The organism is Comamonas sp. CAH-2, from assembly GCF_009668305.1.
Taxonomy (GTDB): Bacteria; Pseudomonadota; Gammaproteobacteria; order Burkholderiales; family Burkholderiaceae_C; genus Comamonas; species Comamonas aquatica.
On the sequence record NZ_VSWF01000039.1, the window covers coordinates 1 to 23,383 of the forward strand.

Here is a 23,383-nt window from a genome sequence, read left to right on the forward strand (position 1 = left end):
ACGTATCAAGGTATCTCTGGGGCGTTTGAGCCCTGTGCAATACCGGCAAAAACTTGGTCTAGCCGCATAAAACCAGTCCAAGTTTTTATCCGCATCCCCCAATTGCCGCGTCGGCTTATGCTGGACATCAGGTTGTGGTCACACAGGCGTTGTTGCACAAATCGCCCGCTGCCGTCAGGTGACCTCGGGCGATGAGTCAGCCCCTGCAGCCCAAGCCCCGCTACTGCATCACCAACTGGAAGCAGTACAACGCAGCACTCAAGGCACGGGGCTCACCGAACTGGGCCGCCCCCCAGACGGTGGCAGTGGGATAGCCACACCTGGGGTTGGGGAGGTCTTGTCTAGAACTGATTTATGCAACAGCGCCGCGCCTATGAGTAAGTGGTATTAGCTGCTCTTAAGCCGTGCAACTGCTCAGAAATACCTACGCGCAGAGGTGATTCCGGAAAATACAAAACCGAGTGATAAAAAATACGGAAAGTACAACACTCAGTGATAAACAAGTACAAAACTAGCCTCTTCACGCTTTTCTAAGTTGTTGATCTTTCATCTATATGTGTACAACACTGAGTGAGAAGCGACAGATGTGGAGGCCCAGGCATGCGGCCCTGCCTGCATGCTGGATCAGTGCCGGTGGTTGACGCGCCGCGACAGGAAATCGCCGGCGAACTGCACGATGGACACCAGCGCCACCAGGATCACGATGACTTCGAACATCACCCGGGTTTCATAGCGTTCGTAGCCGTAGCGGATGGCCAGGTCGCCCAGGCCACCCGCGCCCACGGCGCCGGCCATGGCCGAGGCGTTGACCATGGCTATCACGCTCACCGTCATGCCGCCGATGATGCCGGGCAGGGCTTCGGGCAGCAGCACATGGCGCACGATGTGCCAGCGCTTGCAGCCCATGGCGCGTGCGGCTTCCACCAGGCCCGGATCCACATCGTTCAGGCTGACCTGGGCGATGCGGGCATAGAAGGGGATCAGATTGACCGACAGCGGCACCACGGCCGCCCAGGTGCCCAAGGTGGTGCCGACGATGCTGCGGGTGACAGGCAGCAAGGCCACCAGCAGGATGATGAAGGGAATGGCGCGAAAGATGTTCACCGTTACCGACAGCCCTTTGTAAAAGCGCGGCCGCGTGTACAGGCCGCGTGGACCGGTGATGGTGAGCACGATGGCCAGCAGCAGCCCCAGGCCAATGGCAATCACCGAGGAGGTGGCCACCATCAACAGGGTTTCGGCAAAAGCCTGCAGGTATTTGTCAATCGGCGCGGACATAGCCCAGCAACTCCAGGTGGTCGGCGCCGGTGGAGTGGCGCAGTGCATCGAGGGAAGGCAGATCGGCGGCCGGTGTGGACACCAGCAGCTGACCCAGTGAATGGCCGCGCAGCCGGTCCAGACCGCCGTGCAGCAAGGTGGCCTGGCTGCCCAGGGCGGCCAGGGCCTGCAGCGGCAGGCCTTGGGGGCGCTGTGCTCCGGCAAAGCGCAGGCTGAGCACGGCGCGGTCGGCGCTGCTGGAGGGCTGGGGCAGCAACTGGCGGGCCAGGTCGGGCGGCAGGCCTTGCTGCAGCGGCTGCAGCAAGGCCTGGGTGGCGGCGGCCTGCGGTGCACCGAAGACGCGCCAGACCTCGCCAATTTCCTGCACCTGGCCCTGGTCCAGTACCAGCACGCGGTCGCAGATGGCGCGGATCACGGCCATGTCGTGGGTGATCAGCACCACCGTCAGGTGCAGCTGGCGGTTGATGTCGCGCAGCAGGGACAGGATGGATTGCGTGGTTTCCGGGTCCAGCGCGCTGGTGGCTTCGTCGCACAGCAGTACTTCGGGCCCGTGCACCAGGGCGCGGGCAATGCCGACGCGCTGTTTCTGGCCGCCGGACAGCTGGGCCGGGTAGGCCTGGCCCTTGTCCGACAGGCCGACCAGGGCCAGCAGCTCGTCCACCCGGGCCTTGATGATGGCCGGGCGTTCGCCGGCCACACGCAGCGGCAGGGCCACGTTTTCGCGCACGGTCTTGGCGGACAGCAGGTTGAAGTGCTGGAAGATCATGCCGATGCGCCGGCGCAGCGCGACCAGGGCGTTTTCGTCCAGCTGCGCCGGGTCCACGCCATGGATCTGGACCCGGCCTTCGGATGGGGTCTCGAGCGCATTGATGGTACGCAGCAGCGTCGATTTGCCGGCGCCGCTGCGGCCGATGATGCCGAAGACCTCGCCATGGTGGATGTCAAAGTTCACGGCCGACAGCGCCTGGACCTGGCTGCTGCGGCCGGCATAGGACTTGCGCACGCCGTCGAACACGATGTGCGGTGCCAGCTGCACCGGAGGAGGGAGGGTGGTCATGCAGTCGCTCAGAACGCCGGAATCAGCGTGCCTTCGTACTTGGTTTCGATGAAGCGGCGGATGGCCTCGGTCTGGAAGGACGCCACCAGGGCCTTGACCCAGAGCGCGTCCTGGTCCTTGCTGCGCACGGCAATGATGTTGACGTAGGGGTTGTGCTCGCGCTTTTCCACGGCAATGCCGTCGCGGGTGGCGATCAGGCCCACCTGGTAGGCAAAGGTGTTGATGACGGCGGCAGCGTCCAGATCGGGCACCGAGCGCGCCAGGACGTTGGAGGCAGCTTCCACCAGCTGCAGCTGGCGCGGGTTGGCGGTGACGTCGGCCAGCCCCACGGTGCTGGAGAAGGGGTCGAACCCGTCGCGCAGCTGGATCAGTCCCTGGTCGCGCAGGATGACCAGGGCGCGGGTCTGGTTGCTGGGGTCGTTGGGGATGCCCACGCGTGCCTTGGCGGGCAGATCCTGCAGGCGCTTGTGCTTGTGGGAGTAGAAGGCGATCGGGGCGATCAGGGTGTTGCCTGCGGAGACGATCTGGTAGCCGCGCTGGCGCACCTGGTCCTGCAGAAAGGGCAGGTGCTGGAAGGCATTGGCTTCCAGATCGCCGTTGTTCAGTGCCTCGTTGGGGCTGACCGCGCCACCCAGGACCACCAGTTGCACATCGAGGCCCTTGGCCTTGGCGGCCTTGGCCACTTCGGCCCACAGCTCTTCACCGATGCCGCCGCGGATGCCCACGCGCACGCGCTGGGCCGCCTGGGCGGAAGGGAGCTGCAGCCAGGTGGCGGCGCCGGTACCTACCAGGGCGGCCAGGGCACCGCGGCGCGACGTTTGCGAAAAATCGATCATGGAAGGCTCTCTCAGAACGCGGGAATCACCGAACCCTGGTATTTCTGCAGAATGAACTGGCGCACCGGCTCGGACTGGTAGGCGGCCACCAATTGCTTGGCCCAGGGCGCATCCTGGTCCTTGGCGCGCACGGCGATGAGGTTGGTGTAGGGGTTGCGCTCGCGCTTTTCCACGGCGATGCCGTCGCGGGTGGCGACCAGTCCCGCCTGGTAGGCGAAGCTGTTGACGATGGCCGCGGCGGCCAGGTCGTCCAGCGAACGGGCTAGCACCACCGAGGCCACTTCCACCAGTTCCACCTTCTGGCGCAGCGCGGTCACATCGGCCAGGGAGGCGGTGCCGGTGAAGGGGTCGAAGCCGGGTTTGAGATCCAGCACGCCCTGGTCACGCAGTACCACCAGGGCGCGGGTCTGGTTGCTGGGGTCGTTGGGAATGCCCACGCGGGCACCGGCGGGCAGGTCGGCCAGGCGCTTGTACTTGCGGGAATAGAAGGCGATGGGCGAGATGTAGGTGTCACCCGCCGACACCAGTTGGTAGCCGCGCTGCTGGTTCTGGTCGCGCAGGAAAGGCTGGTGCTGGAAGGAGTTGGCTTCCAGGTCGCCGTTGTGCACACCTTCGTTGGGGCTGACCGAGCCGCTGAGCACCACGGGCTTGACGTTCAGGCCGCGTTCCTTGGCGACCTTGGTCACCACTTCCCAGATTTCCTCGTCCACACCGCCACGCACGCCCACGCGGATCAGGGCCGGCGTGGTGGCAGTCGCAGTGGCCAGGGCAGAGAAGGTGCCTGCGGCGGCCGGCAGCAGGAAGGCGGCAGAGGTGCGCAGAAAGTCGCGTTTGTTCATGGTGAATCCGGTCGGTGGGAGGAAGTAAAAGGCAGTATCCCGGGCCGCCGGGGCCCGGGCAACGAAGCTTTGCGGCTATGCAAATGCGCTTTGCGCATGAGCGCGGGGCGTGGCCCCAGCCAGTGCATCCGGCAGGGCAATCAGCTCCAGCAGTGCGCCATGGGTGTGGCCATGTACCACCGGGCCCAGCGGGTGGGACTGGGTGGTGTGCAGGCCGATGGCAAACGGGCCTTCACCCTGCAGGGCCAGCCGCTGTGCGGCCTCGGCATTGGCGCTGGCGGTTTCCAGCTTCAGCACGGTGCGGCCCAGTTGCAGGCTGGCGGCACCTTCAGCCGGGGCCGGAACATCCTCCAGGCCCAACAGGGCGCGGTAGCGTTCCAGCGTGGCGGCCACATCGTGCACGGCCACACGCAGCTCGGCCACGCCCTGCACGCCATTGGCATGTTCGCGCACCGGGCCTTCGGGCACGCGCAGGGCGCGGGGGGTGACATCGCCGCACAGGAAGGGCAGATCGGGCGTGGCAGGGCATGCGTTCTGCCAGCGCAGTTCCACCCCGTCGGGGCGCAGCCGCCCGCCATCCACCGGGGGCTGGTAGGCCAGGCCGCGCGACAGCGCCTGCGCCACCACCTGGGGGGTGGTGCCGGGCAGCAGCGCAAAGTCCACGATGCCGGGGCCGAAGCGGCTGAGCTTGGGCCACCAGGGATGGGTTGCTTCTGGGGCCTTCCAGGCGATCAGCTCGAAGTAGGAGCCGTCCTGGAACACCACCAGCGCGTTGTGGGTGGCGCGGCCCGGGTGGTCGCCGCCCGGGGTGACGGTGAATCCCAGGTTGCGGTAGTCATGGATGGCGCTGTGCAGATCGTGCACGGCAATCACGATGTGGTCCAAAGGCAGTGACATGGGGGCTTTCTCAAAGGAGGGAAAGCGCCAGCATCGGGTTTTCAGGGGCCGCGCACAAATGCGAAAAATGCGCTTGCTTATGCGTCCGGCGCCACCGAATTCATATCTGTTTCGTGCATATCTAAGCGTGAAAACATAGCTTCAAAAAAGCGAGTGCACTTCCTAGCATGCATGGCAGCTGGAGAGGGGTTTTGCCTTCCCGGTTCTTGCATTACAGCGCCGCAATGGCATGAAGGATGGATGGTCTCGTGCAGAAACACAGCAAAAGCAAACGTCAAGGGTGGTGGCTGGCAGCCATGGTGGCAGGGGTCTGGATGGCCGGCTGCTCGCAGCAAACCGGCACGGAGACCGCCGCACAGCAGGGTGCCCCCGTGCAGGGCGGGGAACTGGTCTATCTGGAGCAGCAGGCGCACACCAATCTGTATCCCCCAGCGGGTGGCTTCTATCCGAATGGCGGGGTGCTCAACCAGATCACGGACAAGCTGACCTACCAGGACCCAAAGACGCTGGAAATCCAGCCCTGGATTGCCGAGTCCTGGAGCATCAACGACAACGCCACGGCGTTCACGTTCAAGCTGCGCGCCGGTGTGACGTTCTCCGACGGCACCCCGCTGGATGCGGCGGCCGTGGCCAAGAACTTCGACACCTATGGCCTGGGCAACAAGTCCCTGAAGCTGCCCGTGTCCGAAGTGATCAACAACTACGAACGCAGCGAGGTGGTCGATCCGCTGACCGTGAAGTTCTACTTCAGCAAGCCGTCGCCCGGCTTCCTGCAGGGCACGTCGGTGATCGGCTCCGGTTTGGTGTCGCCGTCCACGCTGGGGCGGCCCTTCGAAGAGCTGGGGGATGCCACGCGCATCATCGGCTCGGGCCCCTTCGTGGTGGAGCGCGAGACCTTGGGCAAGGAACTGCTACTCAAAGCACGGGCTGATTACAACTGGGGCCCGGCCCGGCATGCGCACCAGGGGCGTGCACGCCTGGACAGCATCCGCTTCGTGGTGACCCCCGAAGACAGTGTGCGCATCGGCGCCCTGCTGTCGGGGCAGGCCGGCCTGATCCGCCAGGTGCAGGCCTATGACGAAAAGCGTGTGCAGGAACAGGGCTTTCAGATCTACGCACCTTCGACGCGTGGCGTGAACAACAGCATCGCCTTCCGTCCGGACAATCCGCTGGTGGCGGACCTGCGGGTGCGCCAGGCGCTGCTGCACGGCACGAACACGGCCGAGGTGGTGCAGACCCTGTTTTCCGCGAACTATCCACAGGCCACCTCGGTCGTGGCCAAGTCGGCGGCTGGCTATGTGGATCTGGCGTCGGAGCTGCGGTTTGATCCCGAGAAGGCCCAGCGACTGCTCGATGAAGCCGGCTGGACCCTGGGGAGCCAGGGCCTGCGCCAGAAGGATGGGCAGGACTTGGTGCTGACCGCCTACGAGGCGCTGCCGCAGCCGCAGAACAAGGAAACCCTGCAACTGGTGGCCCAGCAATGGGGCAAGCTGGGTGTCAAGCTGAATGTGCTGGCCGGGGATGCCGGCAGCCGTGCCGTGGACAACCTGGATCCGGCCAAGACGCCGGTGACACCCGGCATGGTGGGGCGTGCCGATGCGGATGTGATCAAGAGCTACTTCTATCCGAGCAACCGCAATGCGCTGCTGCAAAAGGGCGGGGTGAGTCAGAAGGTCCACAGCTTTGTGGACGACAAGCTCAACGGCCAGCTGGATGCGATTGCCGCGGAAACCGACACCACCCGGCGTCTGCAGCTGACCGGCGAGGTGCAGCGCTACCTGATCGCGCAGGCCTATGTGATCCCGATCTTCGAGGAGCCACAGGCCTTTGCCGGGGCCACCTGGGTGCAGGACGTGGGCTTTGAGGCCGTGGGTCGGCCCAGCTTCTACGCCACCTGGCTGAGCAAGCGTTGAGGGGGACCACCATGGTGCAACCAACCATTTCTCGTCGCGCATGGCTGCTGATCGGGGCCGTGGCCGCAGGCCTGTGGCTGTCGGGCTGCTCGCCCCAGAGCAGCACGACCGATGCGCCAGCGCAGTCCGGCACGCCGATCCAAGGTGGCACCCTGGTGTACCTGGAGCAGCAGGCGCACACCAGCCTGTATCCCCCGGCAGGGGGGTTCTACCCCAACGGCGGCATCCTGAACCAGATCACCGACAAGCTGACCTACCAGAACCCTGAGACGCTGGAGATCGAGCCCTGGATTGCCGAGTCCTGGACGGTCAACGACGACGCGACCGAATACAGCTTCCGGTTGCGTCAGGGCGTGACCTTCTCGGACGGCACGCCGCTGGATGCGGCCGCCGTGGCCAAGAACTTCGACACCTTCGGGCTGGGCAACAAGGCGCTCAAGCATTCGGTGTCCGAGGTCATCAACAACTACCAGCGCAGCGAGGTGGTGGATGCGCACACGGTCAGGTTCTACTTCAGCCAGCCATCGCCGGGCTTCCTGCAGGCCACCTCGGTGATCGGCTCGGGCTTGGTGTCGCCGGCCACGCTGGCCCACCCGCTGGATGAACTGGGGGATGCGACCAAGGTGATTGGCTCCGGTCCCTTCGTGGTGGCCAGCGAGACCCTGGGCAAGGAGTTGCACTTGGTGGCGCGCCAGGACTATGCCTGGGGCCCGGCCAAGCTGGCCCACCAGGGGCGCGCACGGCTGGATGGCATACAGATCGTGGTGGCGCCCGAAGACGGGGTGCGCATCGGCGCACTGCTGGCCGGGCAGGCGGGGTTCATTCGCCAGATCCAGGCCTACGACGAAAAGCGGGTGCAGGACCAGCAGTTCCCCATCTACGCATCCTCCACGCGCGGCGTGAACGACAGCCTGGCCTTCCGCCCCGACAACCCCTTGGTGGCCGATGTGCGCGTGCGCAAGGCCCTGCTGCACGCCACCGATGCGCGGCAGATCGTGCAGACGCTGTTCTCGGCCCACTATCCACAGGCCACGGGCGTGATCGTGTCCACGACGGCGGGCTACGTGGACCTGTCGGACAAGCTGAAGTTCGATCCCGAACAGGCGAAGGCCCTGCTGGATGACGCAGGCTGGAAGCCCGGTACCAGCGGTATCCGCGAAAAGGACGGCCAACCCCTGGTGCTGACCACCTACGAGTCGCTGAACTATCTGCAGAACAAGGAAGTGCTGCAGCTGGTGGCCCAGCAATGGGCGCAGGTGGGCGTCCGGCTCAACGTGCTGGCTGGCGATCTGGGCAGCAAGACGCTGGACAGCCTGGACCCGCTCAAGACCCCGCTGATCCCGGCCATGGTTGGACGCGCCGATCCGGATGTGATCAAGAGCAACTACTACCCCACCAACCGCAACCTGCTGCTGCAAAAGGGCGGCGTGAGCCAGAAGGTCCACAGCTTTGTGGATGACAAGCTCAACGGCCTGCTGGATGCGATCGCCCGGGAGCCGGTGGTGTCCCGCCGGCTGGCGCTGACGCGCGAGGTACAGCACTACCTGGTCGACCAGGCCTATGTGATTCCCCTGTTCGAGGAGCCCCAGGTGTTTGCGGGGGCCCCCTGGGTCAAGGCGGTGGCGTTCGAGGCGGTGGGTCGCCCCAGCTTCTATGCCACCTGGCTGGACAAGCACTGAGGGCCTCGCATGACGACTTCCTATCTGTGGCGGCGCATCGGTCAGGCCCTGCTGGTGCTGTGGGCCGCCTTCACCACCTCGTTCGTGTTGCTGCAGCTGATGCCCGGCGATGCGGTCCTGATCAAGTTCCTCAACCCGGACCTGGGCCTGGGGCCAGAGCAGATTGCCGAGATCCAGGCCGCCTACGGCACGGACCAGCCTGCCTGGCGCCAGTACCTGCACACGTTGGGCCAGTTTCTGACGGGGAATTTCGGCTATTCGCTGCAGGCCGGGGTGCCCGTCCGTGAAGGTCTGGCCACCAACCTGCCCCCCACCTTGCGCCTGGCCGCGCTGGGCTTGGCGGCGGCGCTGTTGCTGGCCCTGGGCTTGGCCCTGGCGGCCAGTGTGGTGCGCGTTCGGGCGGTGCGGGCGCTGCTGCAGTCGCTGCCTTCGCTGTTCGTGTCCATCCCCGTGTTCTGGCTGGGGATCATGCTGATCCAGTGGGTGTCCTTCCGCCTGGGGTGGGTGCCGGTGATCAACCCCGGCCCCTGGCAGGGGCTGATCCTGCCGACGCTGACACTGGCCGTGCCCATCTCGGCACCGCTGGCGCAGATCCTGATGCGCAACCTGGACGCCGCCATGGCCCAGCCCTATGTGGCCGTGGCGCGGGCCAAGGGGGCGTCGCAGCTGCACGTGCTGCTGCGCCATGCCGCCCGCAATGCCCTGTTGCCCGTGCTGACCATGGCCGGGGTGCTGTTTGGCGAGTTGCTGGCCGGTGCCGTGGTGACCGAGGCGGTGTTTGGCCTCAACGGCCTGGGCAGCCTGACCCAGCAGGCCGTGGGCAACCAGGACACCGCCGTCCTGCAAGCCGTGGTCATGGTCTCGGCCGCGGCCTTTGTAACGATCAATCTGATCGTGGATCTGCTCTATCCCTGGCTGGATCCACGGCTTCGCTATGCAGCAGGAGGCTGACGCGATGAATGCACTCACACACAACGAAGGGGTGGCGCTGCAGCTGCCGCCACAACCGGTGGGCGCCGCCCCACAGCACCAGGGGTTAAGCGCCCCCCCGCAGGCGGCACCACGCGCCCAGCGCCGGGGTTGGCAGGTGCTGCGGCGGCAACTGGCACGTGCGCCCCTGGGGCTGTGGCTGGCCTGGGGCGTGGTGGCGCTGGTGCTGCTGTGGGCCATCGTGCCCGGCTGGTTCAGCAGCCATGACCCGCTGGTCGGCCAGGCGGGCCAGCAACTGCGTGCACCGCATGCCGGCCACTGGCTGGGGACCGATGCGCTGGGGCGCGATGTCTGGGCGCGTGTCGTCCATGGTTCCGTGCACTCGCTGTCGGGGGCCCTGGTGGCCATGGGCGTGGGCCTGCTGGTGGGCACCACCCTGGGCTTGCTGGCCGGTGCCGTGGGCGGCCGCACGGACGATGCCCTGATGCGGCTGGTCGATGTCCTGCTGGCGGTGCCGTCCCTGCTGCTGTCCTTGGCCATCATCATCGTGCTGGGATTTGGCACCGTGAATGCCGCGATTGCCGTGGGGGTGGCTTCTGTGGCCAGCTTTGCGCGGCTGGTGCGCTCGGAAGTCGTCCGGGTCCGCAGGACCGAGTATGTCGAGGCCGCGTTTGGCAGTGGCGGGCGCTTCCGTGCCGTGCTGTGGCGGCATGTACTGCCCAATTCGTTGACGTCGGTGGTGGCATTGGCCGCGTTGCAGTTCGGCTCGGCCATCCTGGCCATCGCCACGCTGGGCTTCCTGGGCTATGGTGCACCGCCGCCCACGCCGGAATGGGGGCTGCTGATTGCCGAAGGGCGCAACTACCTGTCCACGGCCTGGTGGCTGACCACGGTGCCAGGGCTGGTGGTGGTGGCGGTGGTGCTGGCGGTCAACCGCATCAGTGTGTCGCTGGCAGGGGGACAGTCATGAATGCCTGGCAATTTTGGCTGCAGCGTTGGCTGCGCACGGCCGGGCAGCCGCCCGTGGCGCCCACCACGGCAACAGCCCCGACGGTGCTGCCGGATGCCGTGCTGGAGATCGACCAGCTGCGCATCGCTTACCGGGAGGCCGACCAGTTGCGCCAGGTGGTGCACGGTGTGTCGCTGACGGTGCGGCCCGGCGAGGTGGTGGCCCTGGTGGGCGAGTCGGGCTCGGGCAAGTCCACCACCTCCCAGGCAGCGATTGGATTGCTGCCCGGCAACGGCCAGGTGGTCGGGGGGCACATCCGCCTGCTGGGCCAGGATGTGACCCGGGCGGATGAGGCGCAGTGGCGCAGCCTGCGGGGCCGGGTGGTGAGCCTGGTGCCGCAGGACCCCACGGCCTCGCTGAACCCGGTGCGCACCATCGGCGCCCAGGTGGCCGAGGTGCTGCAGCTGCACGGCTGGCACGATGCCGTGGCCGTGGAAAAACAGGTGGTGGAGCTGCTGCGCAAGGTAGGCCTGACGCGGCCCGAGCTGCGCTACCGCCAGTACCCGCACGAGCTGTCGGGGGGCATGAAGCAGCGTGTGCTGATCGCCATGGCGGTGGCGCTGAAGCCCGCGCTGATCATCGCCGACGAACCGACCAGCGCCCTCGACGTGACCGTGCAGCGCCGCATCCTGGATCTGATCGACACCCTGCGCCGCGAAACGGGCACTGCCGTGCTGCTGGTGACCCACGACCTGGGGGTCGCTGCCGACCGTGCGCACCGCATCGTCGTGCTGCGCCATGGCCAGGTCCAGGAGGCTGGCGAGACCTTGCAGGTGCTGCGCCAGCCGCACAGCGCCTATGCGCGCCAGTTGCTGGCCGATGCGCCGGCCTTGTCCGCGCAGCCCGTCCGTGCGCCCCTGGTGGACGATGGGGGGAAGGACTGGGCGGTGCAGGTGCAGGGCCTGCGCCAGCAGTTCAGGGTGCCGGGCCAGGAGGAACCGTTCCTGGCCGTTGATGGCGTGTCCTTCCAGGCGCGGCGTGGCAGCACGCACGCGATCGTGGGGGAGTCCGGGTCGGGCAAGACCACCACCATCCGTGCGTTGGTGGGCCTGCTGCGGCCGACGGCAGGCCAGATCCAGATCGCTGGCACGGATGTCACGGCCTTGCGCGGTGAGGCGCTGCGCCAGTTCCGGCGCAAAGTGCAACTGGTCTACCAGAACCCTTTCGCGTCGCTGGACCCACGCCAGACGGTGTTCGACATTGTCGAAGAGCCGCTGCGCAACTTCGACCGGCTGCCGGCCGCTGCGCGCCACCAGCGGGTGCAGGACGCGCTGGCACAGGTCGGCCTGTCCGCAGAGCTGCAGGGGCGTCGGCCGCATGCCCTTTCCGGGGGACAGCGCCAGCGGGTGGCGATTGCCCGGGCCCTGGTGCTGCAGCCCGAGGTGCTGGTGCTGGATGAAGCCGTGTCCGCCCTCGATGTGACCGTGCAGGCGCAGATCCTGCGGCTGCTGGAAACCCTGCAGCAGCAATTGCAACTGACCTATGTATTTGTCACGCACGACCTGTCGGTGGTGCGCCAGATCGCCCACACCGTCTCCGTGCTGCAGCACGGCAAGGTGGTGGAGCAGGGCACGGTGGAGCAGGTTTTCCTGCAGCCACGCAGCCATTACACCCGTGAACTGATCGCTGCCATTCCCGGCACAAGGAGTATCGATTTTGTCCAATCTCACACCACCAACGAAGAAACGCTTGGGCTACTTCAGCCGCTTGCTGGATGACGTGCCCGCGGGCGAGCGCTATCGCCTGGTGACCGAGCAGATCGTCCATGCCGAGGCATTGGGCTTTGACTCGGCCTGGGTCGCGCAGCACCATTTCCATGAAAACGAAGGCGGCCTGCCATCCCCGCTGGTGTTCCTGGCACACGTGGCCCAGCGTGCGCAGCGCATCCGTCTGGGCACCGGGGTGGTGACGCTGACCATGGAGAACGCCATCCGTGTCGCCGAAGACACCGCCGTGCTGGACCTGCTGTCCGGTGGACGACTGGAAATCGGCCTGGGCACCGGGGGCACGGCCGAGTCGTTCGAGGCCTTCGGCGTGGCCAGCCAGGACCGTGGCGCCGTCTACGGCCGCAACCTGGAGGTGCTGCGGGCCGCATGGCGTGGCGATGCGCTGCAGGGCGGTGTGCGGGTCTATCCGACAGCCGCCCATCTGCTGCAGCGCGTCTGGCAGGCCACCTTCTCGGTGGAGGGCGGCCAGCGTGCCGGGGCTGCCGGGGAAGGGCTGATGCTGTCGCGCACCCAGCCACGTCCCGCGGCGACGCCGGACCTGTCGCTGTCGGACATTCAGAACCCCATCATCGATGCCTACCTGGCAGCCTTGCCCGCAGGGCAGGCGCCGCGCATCCTGGGCTCGCGGACCCTGTTCGTGGCCGATCGCCGCGAAGACGCGCTGCGCTGGGCCGAAACCGGTTTGCGCCGCTTGGCGGTGCGCCATGCCAAGCCGGTGGCCGGACCCTTTCCGCGCGTTGACCCGGCGGCGCCGCTGGAGGCTCTGATCAAGGCCTATGACGTGCACCTGGGCACGCCGGACGAGGTCATCGCCTCGCTGCAGGCCGACACGGCCCTGGCGCGCACGACGGACCTGGTGTTCCAGGTGCATTCCATCGATCCCCCGCACGCGGCCATCCTGCGTTCGCTGGAGCTGACGGCCCGGCACGTGGCCCCCGCCCTGGGCTGGAGCGCTCCCGGCACCACCACCGCCCCGGTCGCTGCCCCGGCGGCCATTTCCGAGCTGCAACCCGCCTGAACCCAGGAGTATTCCCATGACCGAACTGTCGCAAGCGAAGCCCACCCTGCCCGGGGTGCCCCTGGAACAGGTGGATGTGATCGATTTTCTGGCAGGCATCGCCCCCGGTGACTGGCTGGACCAGCTGCGCCGTGCACGCCCTGAAACACGGGCCCAGGCGCAGAAAAGCCACGAGGCCTTGTTCATCCCCACGGCCCCGGTTGCCGGGCAGGTGAGCCGTGCCGAACGCCATGCCGTGGCCGCCTTCGTGTCCCTGCTGCACCAGCAGGCCGAGGCTGCAGACTGGCACCTGCAACTGCTGCAGGAGCTGTCGCCCCACTGGTTCGAGGCCGTGCGCCATGCAGCGGCTGCAGGTGCCACGCAAGGCCCGTACGGGCACTTTCCGGCCGGACCGCTGACGGCCGAGGACCAGGACGGCACCGCGCTGCAGCTGTCGCAGGCACTGCGTGCGGTGCTGGGCGAGCGCTTGCATGCCGCCTTGCTGCACGCGCATTTCCTGGTGTTCCACCCCCGTGATGCTGAACCGCAGCGCGTGCGGGCCCTGGAAGCCGCCGGCTGGCAGGCCGACGATATCGTCGTGCTGTCGCAACTGGTGGCGTTCCTGAGCTTTCAGCTGCGTGTGGTCGATGGTCTGCGCGTGCTGGCCGCCGGCTGGCAGGTCGAGCCAGGGCCCGCCGTGCGTCGCACGGCGTCGCAGCAGGGTGCTGCTGCAGCGGTTGCCACTCCGGTGCCGGGTGCGGAGCCCGTGGTGTTCACCCAGGCCGAGCTGCAGTGGCAGCCCTGGCTGGCGCCGCTGGATGAAGGGGCGCTGACGCCCCGCCACCTGGACGGGCTGGTGGATGCGTCGCGTGCCAAATCCCCGTACTTCCGCCTGCTGGTGCGCGACCCGGACACGCTGGGCGCACGCACCCGCACCGACAAGGACATCTTCTACAACCCCGCGGCGGGTCTGCCCAGGGCCGAGCGTGAGCTGGCGGCGGCCGCCACCTCGCGCTACAACGGGTGCATCTACTGCGCGTCCGTGCATGCGCGCTTTGCCAGCCACTTCTCGCACCGCAAGGACGATGTGCAGCGCCTGCTGGATGAGGGCGTGCAGGCCGATCTGGGCGCGCGCTGGAATGCGATCGTGGACGCCAGCGTGGCGCTGACGGCCACGCCGCAGCGCCTGGAGGTCGCGCACGTGGCGGCGTTGCGCGCCCAGGGCCTGGATGCCCAGGCGGCGGCAGACCTGGTGCACGCTGCAGCCTTCTTCAATTGGGCCAACCGGCTGATGCTGTCGCTGGGCGCACCGCGCTATTGAGCTGTGGGCGACAGGGCGTGCCGCGCGGGGGGCAGTCCTCCTCCCGCCGGCCTTCCTGGGGCTGTGCAAGCGGGCGCGGTCCCAGGACGGCGTTAAGCAAAAACAAATCTGGGGTTTCCAGAATGCGGGCAGTCCTTGGAGGAGTGCCCATGTCTCTCGTTTCGATGCCCGATCCCCCGCCGCCATCCACCCGCTTGCGTCCTGGGCGGCGCCGCATCGTGCAGGTGCTGCGCCTGGCTGCGCTGGCTGGGGCACTGCTGCTGATCCTGGCGCTGGATTGCGAGTTCTACCGTGCGATGGCCGGGGACAGCGTGCTGCGTTTTGATGGCTCCGCCTTGTGCACGCTGGTGGCGACTGCGGGGTGGAACCTGGTGGGGTGCTCGGGCTGAACGGTGCCGACAGGTGGTGGCGTGGCACACGGTTTCGAAGAGAATGGGACTCCTGCCCCTCGTGATGCCACGTTATGCGCCTGATGATTGTTGAAGATGACAGCCTGCTTGGTGACGCCCTGGCACAGGGGCTGCGCCAGCGCGGCCATGCCGTCGACTGGTTCCAGCATGGCGCCGCAGCCGATGCCGCGCTGGCCGGCGCCCCCTTCGATGCCGTGGTGCTGGACCTGGGTTTGCCGGGGCGCGATGGCATGGAGTGGCTGCAGCGCTGGCGCCAGTCGGGCCTGCAGCTGCCGATCCTGGTGCTCACCGCGCGCGATGCGGTGGAGCAGCGCATCGCCGGGCTGGACGCCGGTGCCGACGACTACCTGGTCAAGCCCATCACGCAGGACGAGCTGGCTGCGCGGCTGCGGGCCCTGACGCGCCGCACCGCAGGGCACACCCAGGCCGTCTGGCTGCACGGGGAGCTGGCCTACGATCCCGCCGCCAAGTCCGTGCACTGGCGCGGGGCCCCCGTGGCGCTGACGGGGCGTGAGCTGGCCGTGCTCGAGGCCTTGCTGGCCCAGCCACAACGGGTGCTGTCGCGTTCGCACCTGCTGGAAAAGCTGTACGACTGGAGCGGCACAGAGCCCGAGAGCAATTCGCTGGAGGTGCACATCCACCACCTGCGGCGCAAGATCGACCCCGGCATCGTGCGCACCGTCCGGGGGGTGGGCTACGCCCTGGGGGCCTGCGGGGTGGCGCCATGAGCTTGCAGCGCCGCCTGTTGCTGTATCTGCTGGTCTGTGCGCCCCTGGTCTGGGGTGTGGCCCTCTATTTCTCGGTCCGTGAGGCCCGGCACGAAGTCAATGAGCTGTTTGACACCCAGCTGGTGCGCCTGGCGCAGCAGGTGCAGGCCACGCTGGGGCAGGGCTACCCGCAACCTGATACCACCCCGCTGTTGCCCATGACGGCCATCGGGGGACAGGCCAGCGGGGATGCCGATGTGCGCGATCTGGCCGTGACGGTCTGGGATGTACATGGGCACCTGGCACTGGCCGATCGCGATGGCATGGCCTTGCCATTTCGTGGGCAGACCACCGGGTTCACGAACCTGGAGGTGCAGGGCAAGCCCTGGCGACTGTACTACCTGTCGTCCAGCGATGGCCAGTGGCAGGTCGCTGCGGGCCAGAGTCTGTACGAGCGCGATGAGCTGGTCTATGGCCTGACGCTGGCCCAGGTCGTGCCCTGGCTGCTGGTGCTGCCCGTGCTGCTGGTGGTCATGGCCTGGGCGGTCCGCCGGGCGCTGGCGCCCATGCACCGACTGACCGATGAACTGGCCACCCGCGATGCCCAGGACCTGCATCCCATGCCGGAGGACGATGCCCCGACCGAGCTGCGTCCGCTGCTGGGGGCCATGAATGGCCTGTTCGTGCGCATCCAGCAACTGCTGCAGCGCGAGCGTCGCTTCACGGCCGATGCCGCGCACGAACTACGCACCCCGCTGGCGGTGCTGCGTGCACAGTGGGATGTGGTGCGCCAGGCCAGCACGCCGGCCGAGCGGCGACTGGCTGAAAACAAGCTCAGTGCCGGCCTGGACCGCATGGAGCGCCTGGTCACGCAGATGCTGGCGCTGTCGAGGGCCGAGTCCGGGGTCATCCCCGACATGGAGACCGAAATCGACTGGCCGGCCATCGTCGAGCAGACCATGGGCGATTGCCTGGCCCTGGCCACGCGCCGGCACATTGAGCTGGCCTGCGAGTGGCCCTCGCCCGGGGAGCACCCGCTGCCCATGCTTGGCAATCCCCATTTGCTGACCGTGTTGCTGCGCAACCTGCTGGACAACGCCGTGCGCTATGCCCCGCAAGGCAGTGCGGTGGTGCTGCGCTTTGGCCGCGAGCACCTGGAGGTGGACAACGACGGTCCCCCGCTGGCCCCCGAGCAGCTGGAGCGCCTGGGCGAGCGCTTTTACCGGCCCGATGGCCAACGCGATGGCGGCAGCGGCCTGGGCATTTCCATCGTGCGGCGCATTGCCCAGCTGCATGGCCTGGAGCTGCACATCGTCACCCGCGACGATGGCCAGGGCGTGCGCGCCAGGCTGCAGTTTGATGCTGCCCACCGCTAAGTTCTGGCCGGCCGCCCCGGTTCAGTGCGGCTTGATCTTGTCAAGCAGGCTGCGGATTTCCTCGCGCCGGCCGGCATCGGCGATCTGCCGCCCCGGGCGCGTTGGCGCCTGCAGCGCGCGCTCCAGGTAGGGGATGGCCTGATCGGGCTGCTTGGTTTCCACCAGGTACTCGCCATAGAAGAAGTTGGGATCGATACCCTTGGGGTTGAGGCTCAGGGCCTTTTGCAGCAGCTCCTTGGCCTTGGCCTTGTCGCCAAAGCCTACCGGCCAGCCTGGCACCTTGTAATACAGCACCCCCAGGCTGTTGTAGGCCGAGCCTTCCAGCGCATCCCCGTTGATGGCAATCGCCGCCTCGTACAGGGCCTTGGCCTGCTTGGCCAGTCCGAGTGCCCCCAGGCCGCCTTTCTCGCCGGCCAGCGAGCTGACGATGATGCCTTCCCAGACCAGGGGTTCGGGCTGTCCGGGGTGGGCGGCACTGACCTTGTGCGCCTTGGCGGCCAGCGCCTCGAAACGTTGGCTGCGTTCGGGCGCGGGGGCCTGGTAGCGGATGCTTTCCCAGTTGTGCTGCAGCTCGGCCACGGCGTCGTCCGCCGGTGCCGCCTGGGCGTGGTGGGGCAGCAAACCGGTGAGGGTGGCGCTGGCCGTCAGCAGGCCGATGGCCAGCAACTGGCGGCGGTGCGGTGTAAGGAATGGCAGGGCTTGGGGGGCGAAGGGCATGGTCGGACTCCTTGTAGGGGCGTGGGGGGTGAGGGGCAGGTGTCAAAGTTCCTGGGCGCGCAGCGAGTGCGCGTCCCGGGGCGGGCTGGTGAAGTCGACCACCGGGCTCAGTGCCAGGGGGGGCGGCAGTTCCAGCGGGTCCAGGCTGCGCCGGTGGGTGGCAAAGGCGCCATCCAGCAGTGACGGCGCCAGACCGTTGAGGCGCACCGCCAGGGCCTCGGGGAAGCCCAGGAAGCGCTCGGCCTCGCCGCGCTCCAGCAGGCGCAGCAGGGCCTGGGCGACGGTGTCGACATCGTCCATGGCCGTGCGGGTGGCCTGGTTGTAGCGCTGGGCGGCCTCGCTGTTGAATTCGGTGCGGGTGCTGCGCGGGCCCAGGTACTGGATCTGCACCGTGCTGTCGGCCACCTCGCGGCGCAGGGCTTCGGCAAAGCCGCGCAGCCCGAACTTGCTGGCGCTGTAGACGCTGTAGCCGGGCAGGCCCAGGCGTCCCAGGACCGAGCCGATGCACACCACGCGTGCCTGCGCCTGCTGGCGCAGGTGGGGCATCAGGGCCTGGGTGAGCAGCATCGGCGAAAACAGGTTCAGGTACATCACCTGCGCCATGGTGTTGGCATCGAAGGACTCGAAGCGGCCAAACGCCGGCATCCCCGCCCCGTGCACCAGCACGTTGCACTGCCATTCGGCGGCCACCTGGGCCAGCGGCTCCAGGCTGGTCACGCGGGTCAGGTCGGTGACATACCACTCGACCCGCTCGCGCGGCACGCCGCCTTCGCGCACCAGGGCGCGGGCCTGCGCCGCCAGGCGCGCCGGCGAGCGGCCGGTCAGCATCACGCTGGCACCGGCCTGTACCAGGCGCTGGGCGCAGGCCGAGCCAATCCCTCCGCTGGCGCCAGTGAGCAAGACCTTGCAGTCGCTGATTTTCATGCCGGCACCCCGCTGGTTGTGGTGGCCTGGGGCAGGGGCAGGCTGCGGAACACATCGCCGTACAGGCGGTAAAACGCCTTGGCCGCATGCACAATGGCCTCCTGGTCCTCGCGGGCTTGCACCTGGTCCATCAGCAATGCGAAATGGGCGGTGTGCTCCTGGTCCAGCGTGCCGTGCGAGCGCAGGTAGCTGAAGGCCGCGTCCGGCAGGCCCAGCGGCTGCTGGATCTGGTCGGCGGCCATCAGCGCGATGGCCACGCTGGTGCCTTCCAGCACATGCACCATGCCGAAGAAACCCAGCGGGTTGCGACGGGCGATGGTGTCGTAGGCATAGGCCACCATCACTTCCGTGGCATGCCCCGGAGGTCCGTGGCGCACGGCCTCGGCGTCGCCGCCACTGGCGCGGATGTCATCCAGGATCCACAGCTCGTGCCCCTGTTCCTCTTCGATGTATTCGTCCAGTGGGGCGTGCAGCCAGGCGTTGCGGGCAGGCAGGGCCTGCTGGCAGGCCTGCAGCAGCGGCACGGTGTGGCGCACATGGTGGAAGGCCTCGCGCAAGAAGGCCTGGTAGCTGGGTAGAGAGACCTGGCCCTGCAGGCAGCCCTGGATGATGGGGGTGCCCAGCAGGCCGGCACGGTCGGGTGCGGTCTCGGTGGCCAGGCGTTGGTAAAAGCTCATGACGATTTCCTCAGGTGGGACAAATGGGGGAGGGGCCTTCAGGCGCCGCGGGCTTCCAGGCCCAGCGCGTTGGCATGGACGTGGCGCACGACCTCGCGCCGGGGCCGGCCGTTCGCGGTGGCCATGCCGAATTCGCTGGTGAAGGGGGCTTGCCCGCGGCACCAGTGGTGGATCTGGGCGTAGTCGGGCAGCGTCAGGTTGGCCGCGTCGATGGCGGCCTGCAGCTGCGCATTGCTGGTGGCTGGCGTCACCGGCCAGAGCACGGCGCTCAGGAAGGGCTGGCCGTCGCCCAGCACCACCGCCTGGGCAATCGCGGCTTCGTTGCCCAGCGCGGTCTCCACCCATTCGGGGGCGACATTGCGTCCGAAGGCGGTGATCAGCACATGCTTTTTGCGCCCGTCCACATGCAGGAAGCCGTCGGCGTCCAGGCGCCCCAGGTCCCCGGTGGGCCACCAGGGGCCCACGGGCGTGGCCTGGCCCAGGTAGCCGCTGAACAGGCTGCCCGCCACCTCGATCTCGCCATCGGTGGCGATGCGCAGCTGCGCGTGCGGCAGCGCGGCCCCGGCGCTGCCGGGCCGGTCGCGCCCGGGCAGGTTCAGGGTCTGGACCGAGGCACCTTCCGACAGGCCGTAGCCTTCGTAGGCCGGGATGCCCAGGGCCCGGGCCGCGGCCAGCAACGGAGCCCCCACGGCGGCGCCGCCCACGGCCACCAGCCGCAGGCTGCCCGGGGCGCGGGCCCCGGTGGCCGTCAGCCAGGCGGTCCAGGCGCGCAGCATCTGCGGCAGCAGGATCAGGCTGTGCGGTTGCTGGGCCTGCACCGTGGCGTCAAAGCGGGCCACGTCGAAGCTGGAGGAGCCGCTCAGCCCCAGCTCGGCCAGCGGCAGGGTGATGCAGGTGGCCCCCTGGCGCAGCGGCGCCATCAGGCCCGCAATGTTCTCCAGCAGCACGGCCAGCGGCAGGGCGCACAGGTGACGGCGGATGTCCAGCGGGGCCAGCGCCTGGACCAGCCCCTCGGCCACGCGGTCCATGGCGGCCGCATCCAGGCACACGCCCTTGGGGGTGCCGGTGGTGCCCGAGGTGAAGGTGATCTTGGCGGTCCCCGCGGGCATGGCGACCGCCGTGGCCGGCAGGCGCAGCAGCACCAACTCCTGGCCTGCGACGCAGCAGGGGATGGCCGGGGCCTGGGGCCAGCGGGTGGCCGCCGCCGGCACGGTCAGCACCGTGTCCACCCCGGCCACCGCCAGGGCATGGGCGATCTGGGCGGGCGTGAAGAAGGCGGGCAGCGGCACGTGCACCACCGCCGCATCCCGGGCGGCGGCATCGGCGACCACCCAGGCGGGGCCGTTGTCCAGCAAGGTGGCCAGCACCCGGGTGCCCAGGTGGCTGAACTGCCGTGCCATGTCGGCGCGCAGCTGGTCCAGCTCGGCGAAGGTCCAGCGCTGGTGGCCGTTGTCCAGCGCCACTGCGCCGGCGTGGTAAGGGGGCGGCATGCGGCTCATGGGGCCTCCCGGGTCATGGCGCGCACGCGGCGGGCCAGGAACTGGCGCAGCGAGCGGCGCAGGTGGATGGCCAGCACCACCGGGGTGTGCTGGTAGTAGCTGCCCCAGTACTGCGCCTGGTTCCCCAGGGCATCGGGGTGTGCAGGGCCCAGCAGCAGGGGCACCAGCCCCAGGCGCACCAGCATCAGCTGCAGCTCCTGCGTGACGGTGCCCACCACCCAGTCGAAACCTTCGTGCAGCAGAAACGGGCCGAGCAGCTGGACCAGGCGCCGGCCCTCGCCGCGGCGCGGGGCGGCCAGGTGGCCGACTTCCACGATCTGGGCGCGTGCCACGGGGCGGCCGGCCTGGGCGGCGATCAACTGCTCCACCGGCGCTTCGAGGTAGCTTTCCAGAAACAGCGGGCCATCGGCCGCGCGGCGGTAGCCGGCGGCGGCCAGCACCTGCCCGCCCTCGCGCAGGGCCAGCAGCACCGGGGCGAAGGCCGGAACCAGGGCGCCATAGCGCTGCGCGTAGGTCTGGCGGATGCACTGCTCGACCTCGGCGCGCTGCGGATCGCAGGGCGTGTGGGCCGTCAGGCGGCCCGCGACGGGGAAGGCGGAAGGCGGCTGCGGCAAGGCCGCAGGCGTGAGCGAGGAAGGTCCGAGCATAGGGGGAAACCGCCGGGGCGGCCCACGGAGAAGCGATGGGCGCCATGCTCGGCCCCGGCCCTTAACGCCAAATTAAGAGCGTGCCTGGGGGGTATTCCACGCACACCGCCCGGTGGACGGGGCGGGCGGGTGTGCGTTCACGACGCTGCCGAAGGCGGGGTCGTTGCGCTGGGCGCCAGCAGGCCCAGGCGCTTGGCCAGGCGCTGCAGGTTGGCGCGGTCCATCTGCAGCGCACGCGCGGCGGGTGCCCAGCGGTGCCCGTGGGCCTGCAGGGCCTGCTGCACCAGCTGGCGCTCGTACTGGGCGACGGCCTCGCGCAGGCCGGCTGCAGGCGGTGCCGGAGTTTGTGGGTCAAAAAGGCCTTTAGCGCGCTCTGTGTCTGCGCTGTCAGCTATCGAACTGGGAGTCAGCACGAAATCCCTGGCGACAATCCCCAGCAACTGCCCCGGGGTGCGTGGCCGGCGCAGGGCATGCAGCACGGCGCGGCGCACGGCATGCTCCAGCTCGCGCACATTGCCGGGCCAGCGGTGGGCCAGCAGGGCGGCCTGGGCATCGGCTTCCAGCCGCAGGCCGTCCAGCCCGAACTGCGAGCGCGTGCGCTCCAGAAAGTAGCCGGCCAGCACCAGCACATCGCCTTCGCGCGCGCGCAGCGGCGGCACCTGCAGCGGGTAGACGCTCAGGCGGTGGTAGAAGTCGGCACGCATGCGGCCGGCGCGCACGGCGGCGGCCAGGTCCTGGTTGGTGGCAGCGATGATGCGCACGTCCACCGTGCGTTCGCGGTCCAGCCCCAGGCGCTGGATTTGGCCGCTTTGCAGCACGCGCAGCAGCTTGGCCTGGGTGACCAGGGGCAGCTCGCCCACTTCGTCGAGGAACAACGTGCCCTGGTGGGCCTGCTCGAACTTGCCCTGGCGGTCGCCCACGGCGCCGGTGAAGGCGCCGCGCACATGGCCGAACAGCTCGCTTTCCACCAGGGTGTCGGGCAGGGCGGCGCAGTTGATGCTGACAAAGGCCTGGTCGGCGCGGTCGGACTGGGCGTGCAGCGCCTGGGCCACCAGTTCCTTGCCGACCCCGGTCTCGCCCGTGACCAGCACCGCCAGGTCGCTGGCCGCCACGGTGGCAATGTCGCGCTGCAGGGCGCGCATGGCGGCGCTGTGGCCCAGCAGGCGCGGCGTGGCCACGGGGGTGTGGCGGCGAAAGTGCTCGGCGCGCTGGCGTTCGTTGTGCACGCTCTGCTCCAACTGGCGCAGGCGTGCGGCCGTGGCCACGGTGGCTGCGGCCAGGTTGCTGAAGGCCTGCAGCGCCTCCAGCGGCGCTGCGCCGGCAAAGCGCCCGGGCTCCAGCGCATCCAGGGTCAGCAGGCCCCAGGCCTGGCCGTCCACCTGCAGCACGCAGCCCATGCAGTCGTGCACCGGCAACGGGGCGCCGGTGTGGTGGGCCACCAGGCCGTCGTAGGGGTCGGGCAGCGGGGTGTCGGTGGGAAAGCGCAGCGCCTGGCCGGCTGCCAGCAGGGCGGCAAAGCGCGGGTGCTCGGCCACGCGAAAGCGCCGGCCCAGGGTGTCGGGGCTCAGTCCATCGATGGCCAGCGGGCGCAGCCAGTCGTCGCCATCTTCGCTGCGCTCGCAGCGCAGCAGGGCGGCGGCATCGCCGGGCAGGACGGTGCGCAGCGCGGCCAGCAGGCGGCGGTAACGCTCGGATTCGGAGAGCTGGCTGGACAGCTCGGCCACCAGGGGCAGCAGGGCATTCAGCAGCGTGGCAGATGCAGTCATGGCGACATCGTAAGCGGTCAAAGCGACTGCAATTGACGCGCGTCAAAAAGACATGTCTGGCAGTAAGTGCTTGATACTGCAGGGCACAGCGACTGGCACATGGCTTGCAGAGCCAGTCCCGTGTGTCCGATCGACGTGGTGCCCATGGTGGGCCTGCCAGCCAGATCGGCCCTGGAG

The 23,383-nt window shown here is 68.4% G+C and carries 21 protein-coding genes and 1 pseudogene; 11 read left to right on the top strand and 11 right to left on the bottom strand.

Annotated features, from left to right (window positions below):
* Positions 1 to 624 precede the first annotated feature (624 nt).
* The 5 genes from FYM52_RS16015 to FYM52_RS16035 form a co-directional block, all read right to left on the bottom strand.
* On the bottom strand, positions 625 to 1,278 hold the full coding sequence (locus FYM52_RS16015; RefSeq protein ID WP_154164826.1) for a methionine ABC transporter permease: 654 nt from the start codon (positions 1,276 to 1,278) through the stop codon (positions 625 to 627).
* Positions 1,262 to 2,335 (bottom strand): methionine ABC transporter ATP-binding protein, encoded by a 1,074-nt coding sequence (locus FYM52_RS16020; RefSeq protein WP_154164827.1) that lies wholly within the window; start codon positions 2,333 to 2,335, stop codon positions 1,262 to 1,264. Before FYM52_RS16020 ends, FYM52_RS16015 begins: the two co-directional genes overlap by 17 nt.
* A gap of 8 nt (positions 2,336 to 2,343) precedes the next feature.
* Entirely contained in the window at positions 2,344 to 3,171 is an 828-nt protein-coding gene (locus FYM52_RS16025) for a MetQ/NlpA family ABC transporter substrate-binding protein (RefSeq protein WP_154164828.1), read from the bottom strand.
* An 11-nt stretch (positions 3,172 to 3,182) separates the two neighbouring features.
* Positions 3,183 to 4,010, bottom strand: a complete 828-nt coding sequence (locus FYM52_RS16030; RefSeq protein ID WP_154164829.1) for a MetQ/NlpA family ABC transporter substrate-binding protein — start codon at positions 4,008 to 4,010, stop codon at positions 3,183 to 3,185.
* Between the two features lie 75 nt (positions 4,011 to 4,085).
* Entirely contained in the window at positions 4,086 to 4,907 is an 822-nt protein-coding gene (locus FYM52_RS16035) for a VOC family protein (protein ID WP_154164830.1), read from the bottom strand.
* Between the two features lie 296 nt (positions 4,908 to 5,203).
* On the opposite strand from FYM52_RS16035, the gene FYM52_RS16040 reads away from it, so the two are divergent.
* The 11 genes and pseudogenes from FYM52_RS16040 (at position 5,204) to FYM52_RS16085 (ending at position 16,976) form a co-directional block, all read left to right on the top strand.
* The gene (locus FYM52_RS16040; RefSeq protein WP_370513862.1) at positions 5,204 to 6,820 is read left to right on the top strand and encodes a TIGR04028 family ABC transporter substrate-binding protein; all 1,617 of its coding nucleotides are present in this window, start codon (positions 5,204 to 5,206) and stop codon (positions 6,818 to 6,820) included.
* Between the two features lie 11 nt (positions 6,821 to 6,831).
* Positions 6,832 to 8,499 carry a TIGR04028 family ABC transporter substrate-binding protein gene (locus tag FYM52_RS16045; RefSeq protein WP_154164832.1) on the top strand — a complete coding sequence of 556 codons (1,668 nt, stop codon included), beginning with the start codon at positions 6,832 to 6,834 and terminating at the stop codon, positions 8,497 to 8,499.
* Positions 8,500 to 8,508: 9 nt separating this feature from the next.
* Positions 8,509 to 9,450: an ABC transporter permease gene (locus FYM52_RS16050; RefSeq protein WP_045266297.1), complete on the top strand. Its 942-nt coding sequence runs from the start codon at positions 8,509 to 8,511 to the stop codon at positions 9,448 to 9,450.
* A 4-nt stretch (positions 9,451 to 9,454) separates the two neighbouring features.
* Positions 9,455 to 10,399, top strand: a complete 945-nt coding sequence (locus FYM52_RS16055) for an ABC transporter permease (protein ID WP_154164833.1) — start codon at positions 9,455 to 9,457, stop codon at positions 10,397 to 10,399.
* On the top strand, positions 10,396 to 12,156 hold the full coding sequence (locus tag FYM52_RS16060) for an ABC transporter ATP-binding protein (RefSeq protein WP_154164834.1): 1,761 nt from the start codon (positions 10,396 to 10,398) through the stop codon (positions 12,154 to 12,156). Before FYM52_RS16055 ends, FYM52_RS16060 begins: the two co-directional genes overlap by 4 nt.
* Positions 12,128 to 13,183, top strand: coding sequence for a putative FMN-dependent luciferase-like monooxygenase (locus tag FYM52_RS16065; protein WP_238826245.1), 1,056 nt, complete (start codon positions 12,128 to 12,130; stop codon positions 13,181 to 13,183). The genes FYM52_RS16060 and FYM52_RS16065 overlap by 29 nt, the downstream gene beginning before the upstream one ends.
* Before the next feature lie 16 nt (positions 13,184 to 13,199).
* Positions 13,200 to 13,814 (top strand): annotated as a pseudogene (locus FYM52_RS19200) (CMD domain protein); the annotation flags it as partial.
* 96 nt (positions 13,815 to 13,910) lie between these two features.
* On the top strand, positions 13,911 to 14,483 hold the full coding sequence (locus tag FYM52_RS19205) for an alkylhydroperoxidase domain protein (protein ID WP_370513863.1): 573 nt from the start codon (positions 13,911 to 13,913) through the stop codon (positions 14,481 to 14,483).
* Positions 14,484 to 14,632: 149 nt separating this feature from the next.
* A complete protein-coding gene (locus FYM52_RS16075) occupies positions 14,633 to 14,872 on the top strand; it encodes a hypothetical protein (protein ID WP_154164837.1) in 240 nt (79 codons plus the stop codon).
* 74 nt (positions 14,873 to 14,946) lie between these two features.
* Complete coding sequence (locus tag FYM52_RS16080; protein WP_154164838.1) at positions 14,947 to 15,621, top strand: response regulator transcription factor; 675 nt, start codon at positions 14,947 to 14,949, stop codon at positions 15,619 to 15,621.
* Positions 15,618 to 16,976 carry an ATP-binding protein gene (locus tag FYM52_RS16085; RefSeq protein WP_154164839.1) on the top strand — a complete coding sequence of 453 codons (1,359 nt, stop codon included), beginning with the start codon at positions 15,618 to 15,620 and terminating at the stop codon, positions 16,974 to 16,976. Before FYM52_RS16080 ends, FYM52_RS16085 begins: the two co-directional genes overlap by 4 nt.
* A 21-nt stretch (positions 16,977 to 16,997) precedes the next feature.
* On the opposite strand, the gene FYM52_RS16090 is transcribed toward FYM52_RS16085, so the two are convergent.
* The 6 genes from FYM52_RS16090 to norR all read right to left on the bottom strand — a co-directional run bounded on the left by FYM52_RS16090 (position 16,998) and on the right by norR (position 23,206).
* Positions 16,998 to 17,693 carry a hypothetical protein gene (locus FYM52_RS16090; RefSeq protein WP_154164840.1) on the bottom strand — a complete coding sequence of 232 codons (696 nt, stop codon included), beginning with the start codon at positions 17,691 to 17,693 and terminating at the stop codon, positions 16,998 to 17,000.
* 42 nt (positions 17,694 to 17,735) lie between these two features.
* Complete coding sequence (locus FYM52_RS16095; protein ID WP_154164841.1) at positions 17,736 to 18,617, bottom strand: SDR family oxidoreductase; 882 nt, start codon at positions 18,615 to 18,617, stop codon at positions 17,736 to 17,738.
* Positions 18,614 to 19,294: a TenA family transcriptional regulator gene (locus FYM52_RS16100; protein ID WP_154164842.1), complete on the bottom strand. Its 681-nt coding sequence runs from the start codon at positions 19,292 to 19,294 to the stop codon at positions 18,614 to 18,616. The genes FYM52_RS16095 and FYM52_RS16100 overlap by 4 nt, the downstream gene beginning before the upstream one ends.
* Before the next feature lie 38 nt (positions 19,295 to 19,332).
* The gene (locus FYM52_RS16105) at positions 19,333 to 20,793 is read right to left on the bottom strand and encodes an AMP-binding protein (protein ID WP_154164843.1); all 1,461 of its coding nucleotides are present in this window, start codon (positions 20,791 to 20,793) and stop codon (positions 19,333 to 19,335) included.
* Positions 20,790 to 21,440, bottom strand: a complete 651-nt coding sequence (locus FYM52_RS16110; protein WP_154164844.1) for a thermostable hemolysin — start codon at positions 21,438 to 21,440, stop codon at positions 20,790 to 20,792. Before FYM52_RS16110 ends, FYM52_RS16105 begins: the two co-directional genes overlap by 4 nt.
* A 137-nt stretch (positions 21,441 to 21,577) precedes the next feature.
* Positions 21,578 to 23,206: a nitric oxide reductase transcriptional regulator NorR gene (gene norR, locus FYM52_RS16115; RefSeq protein WP_154164845.1), complete on the bottom strand. Its 1,629-nt coding sequence runs from the start codon at positions 23,204 to 23,206 to the stop codon at positions 21,578 to 21,580.
* Positions 23,207 to 23,383 lie beyond the last annotated feature (177 nt).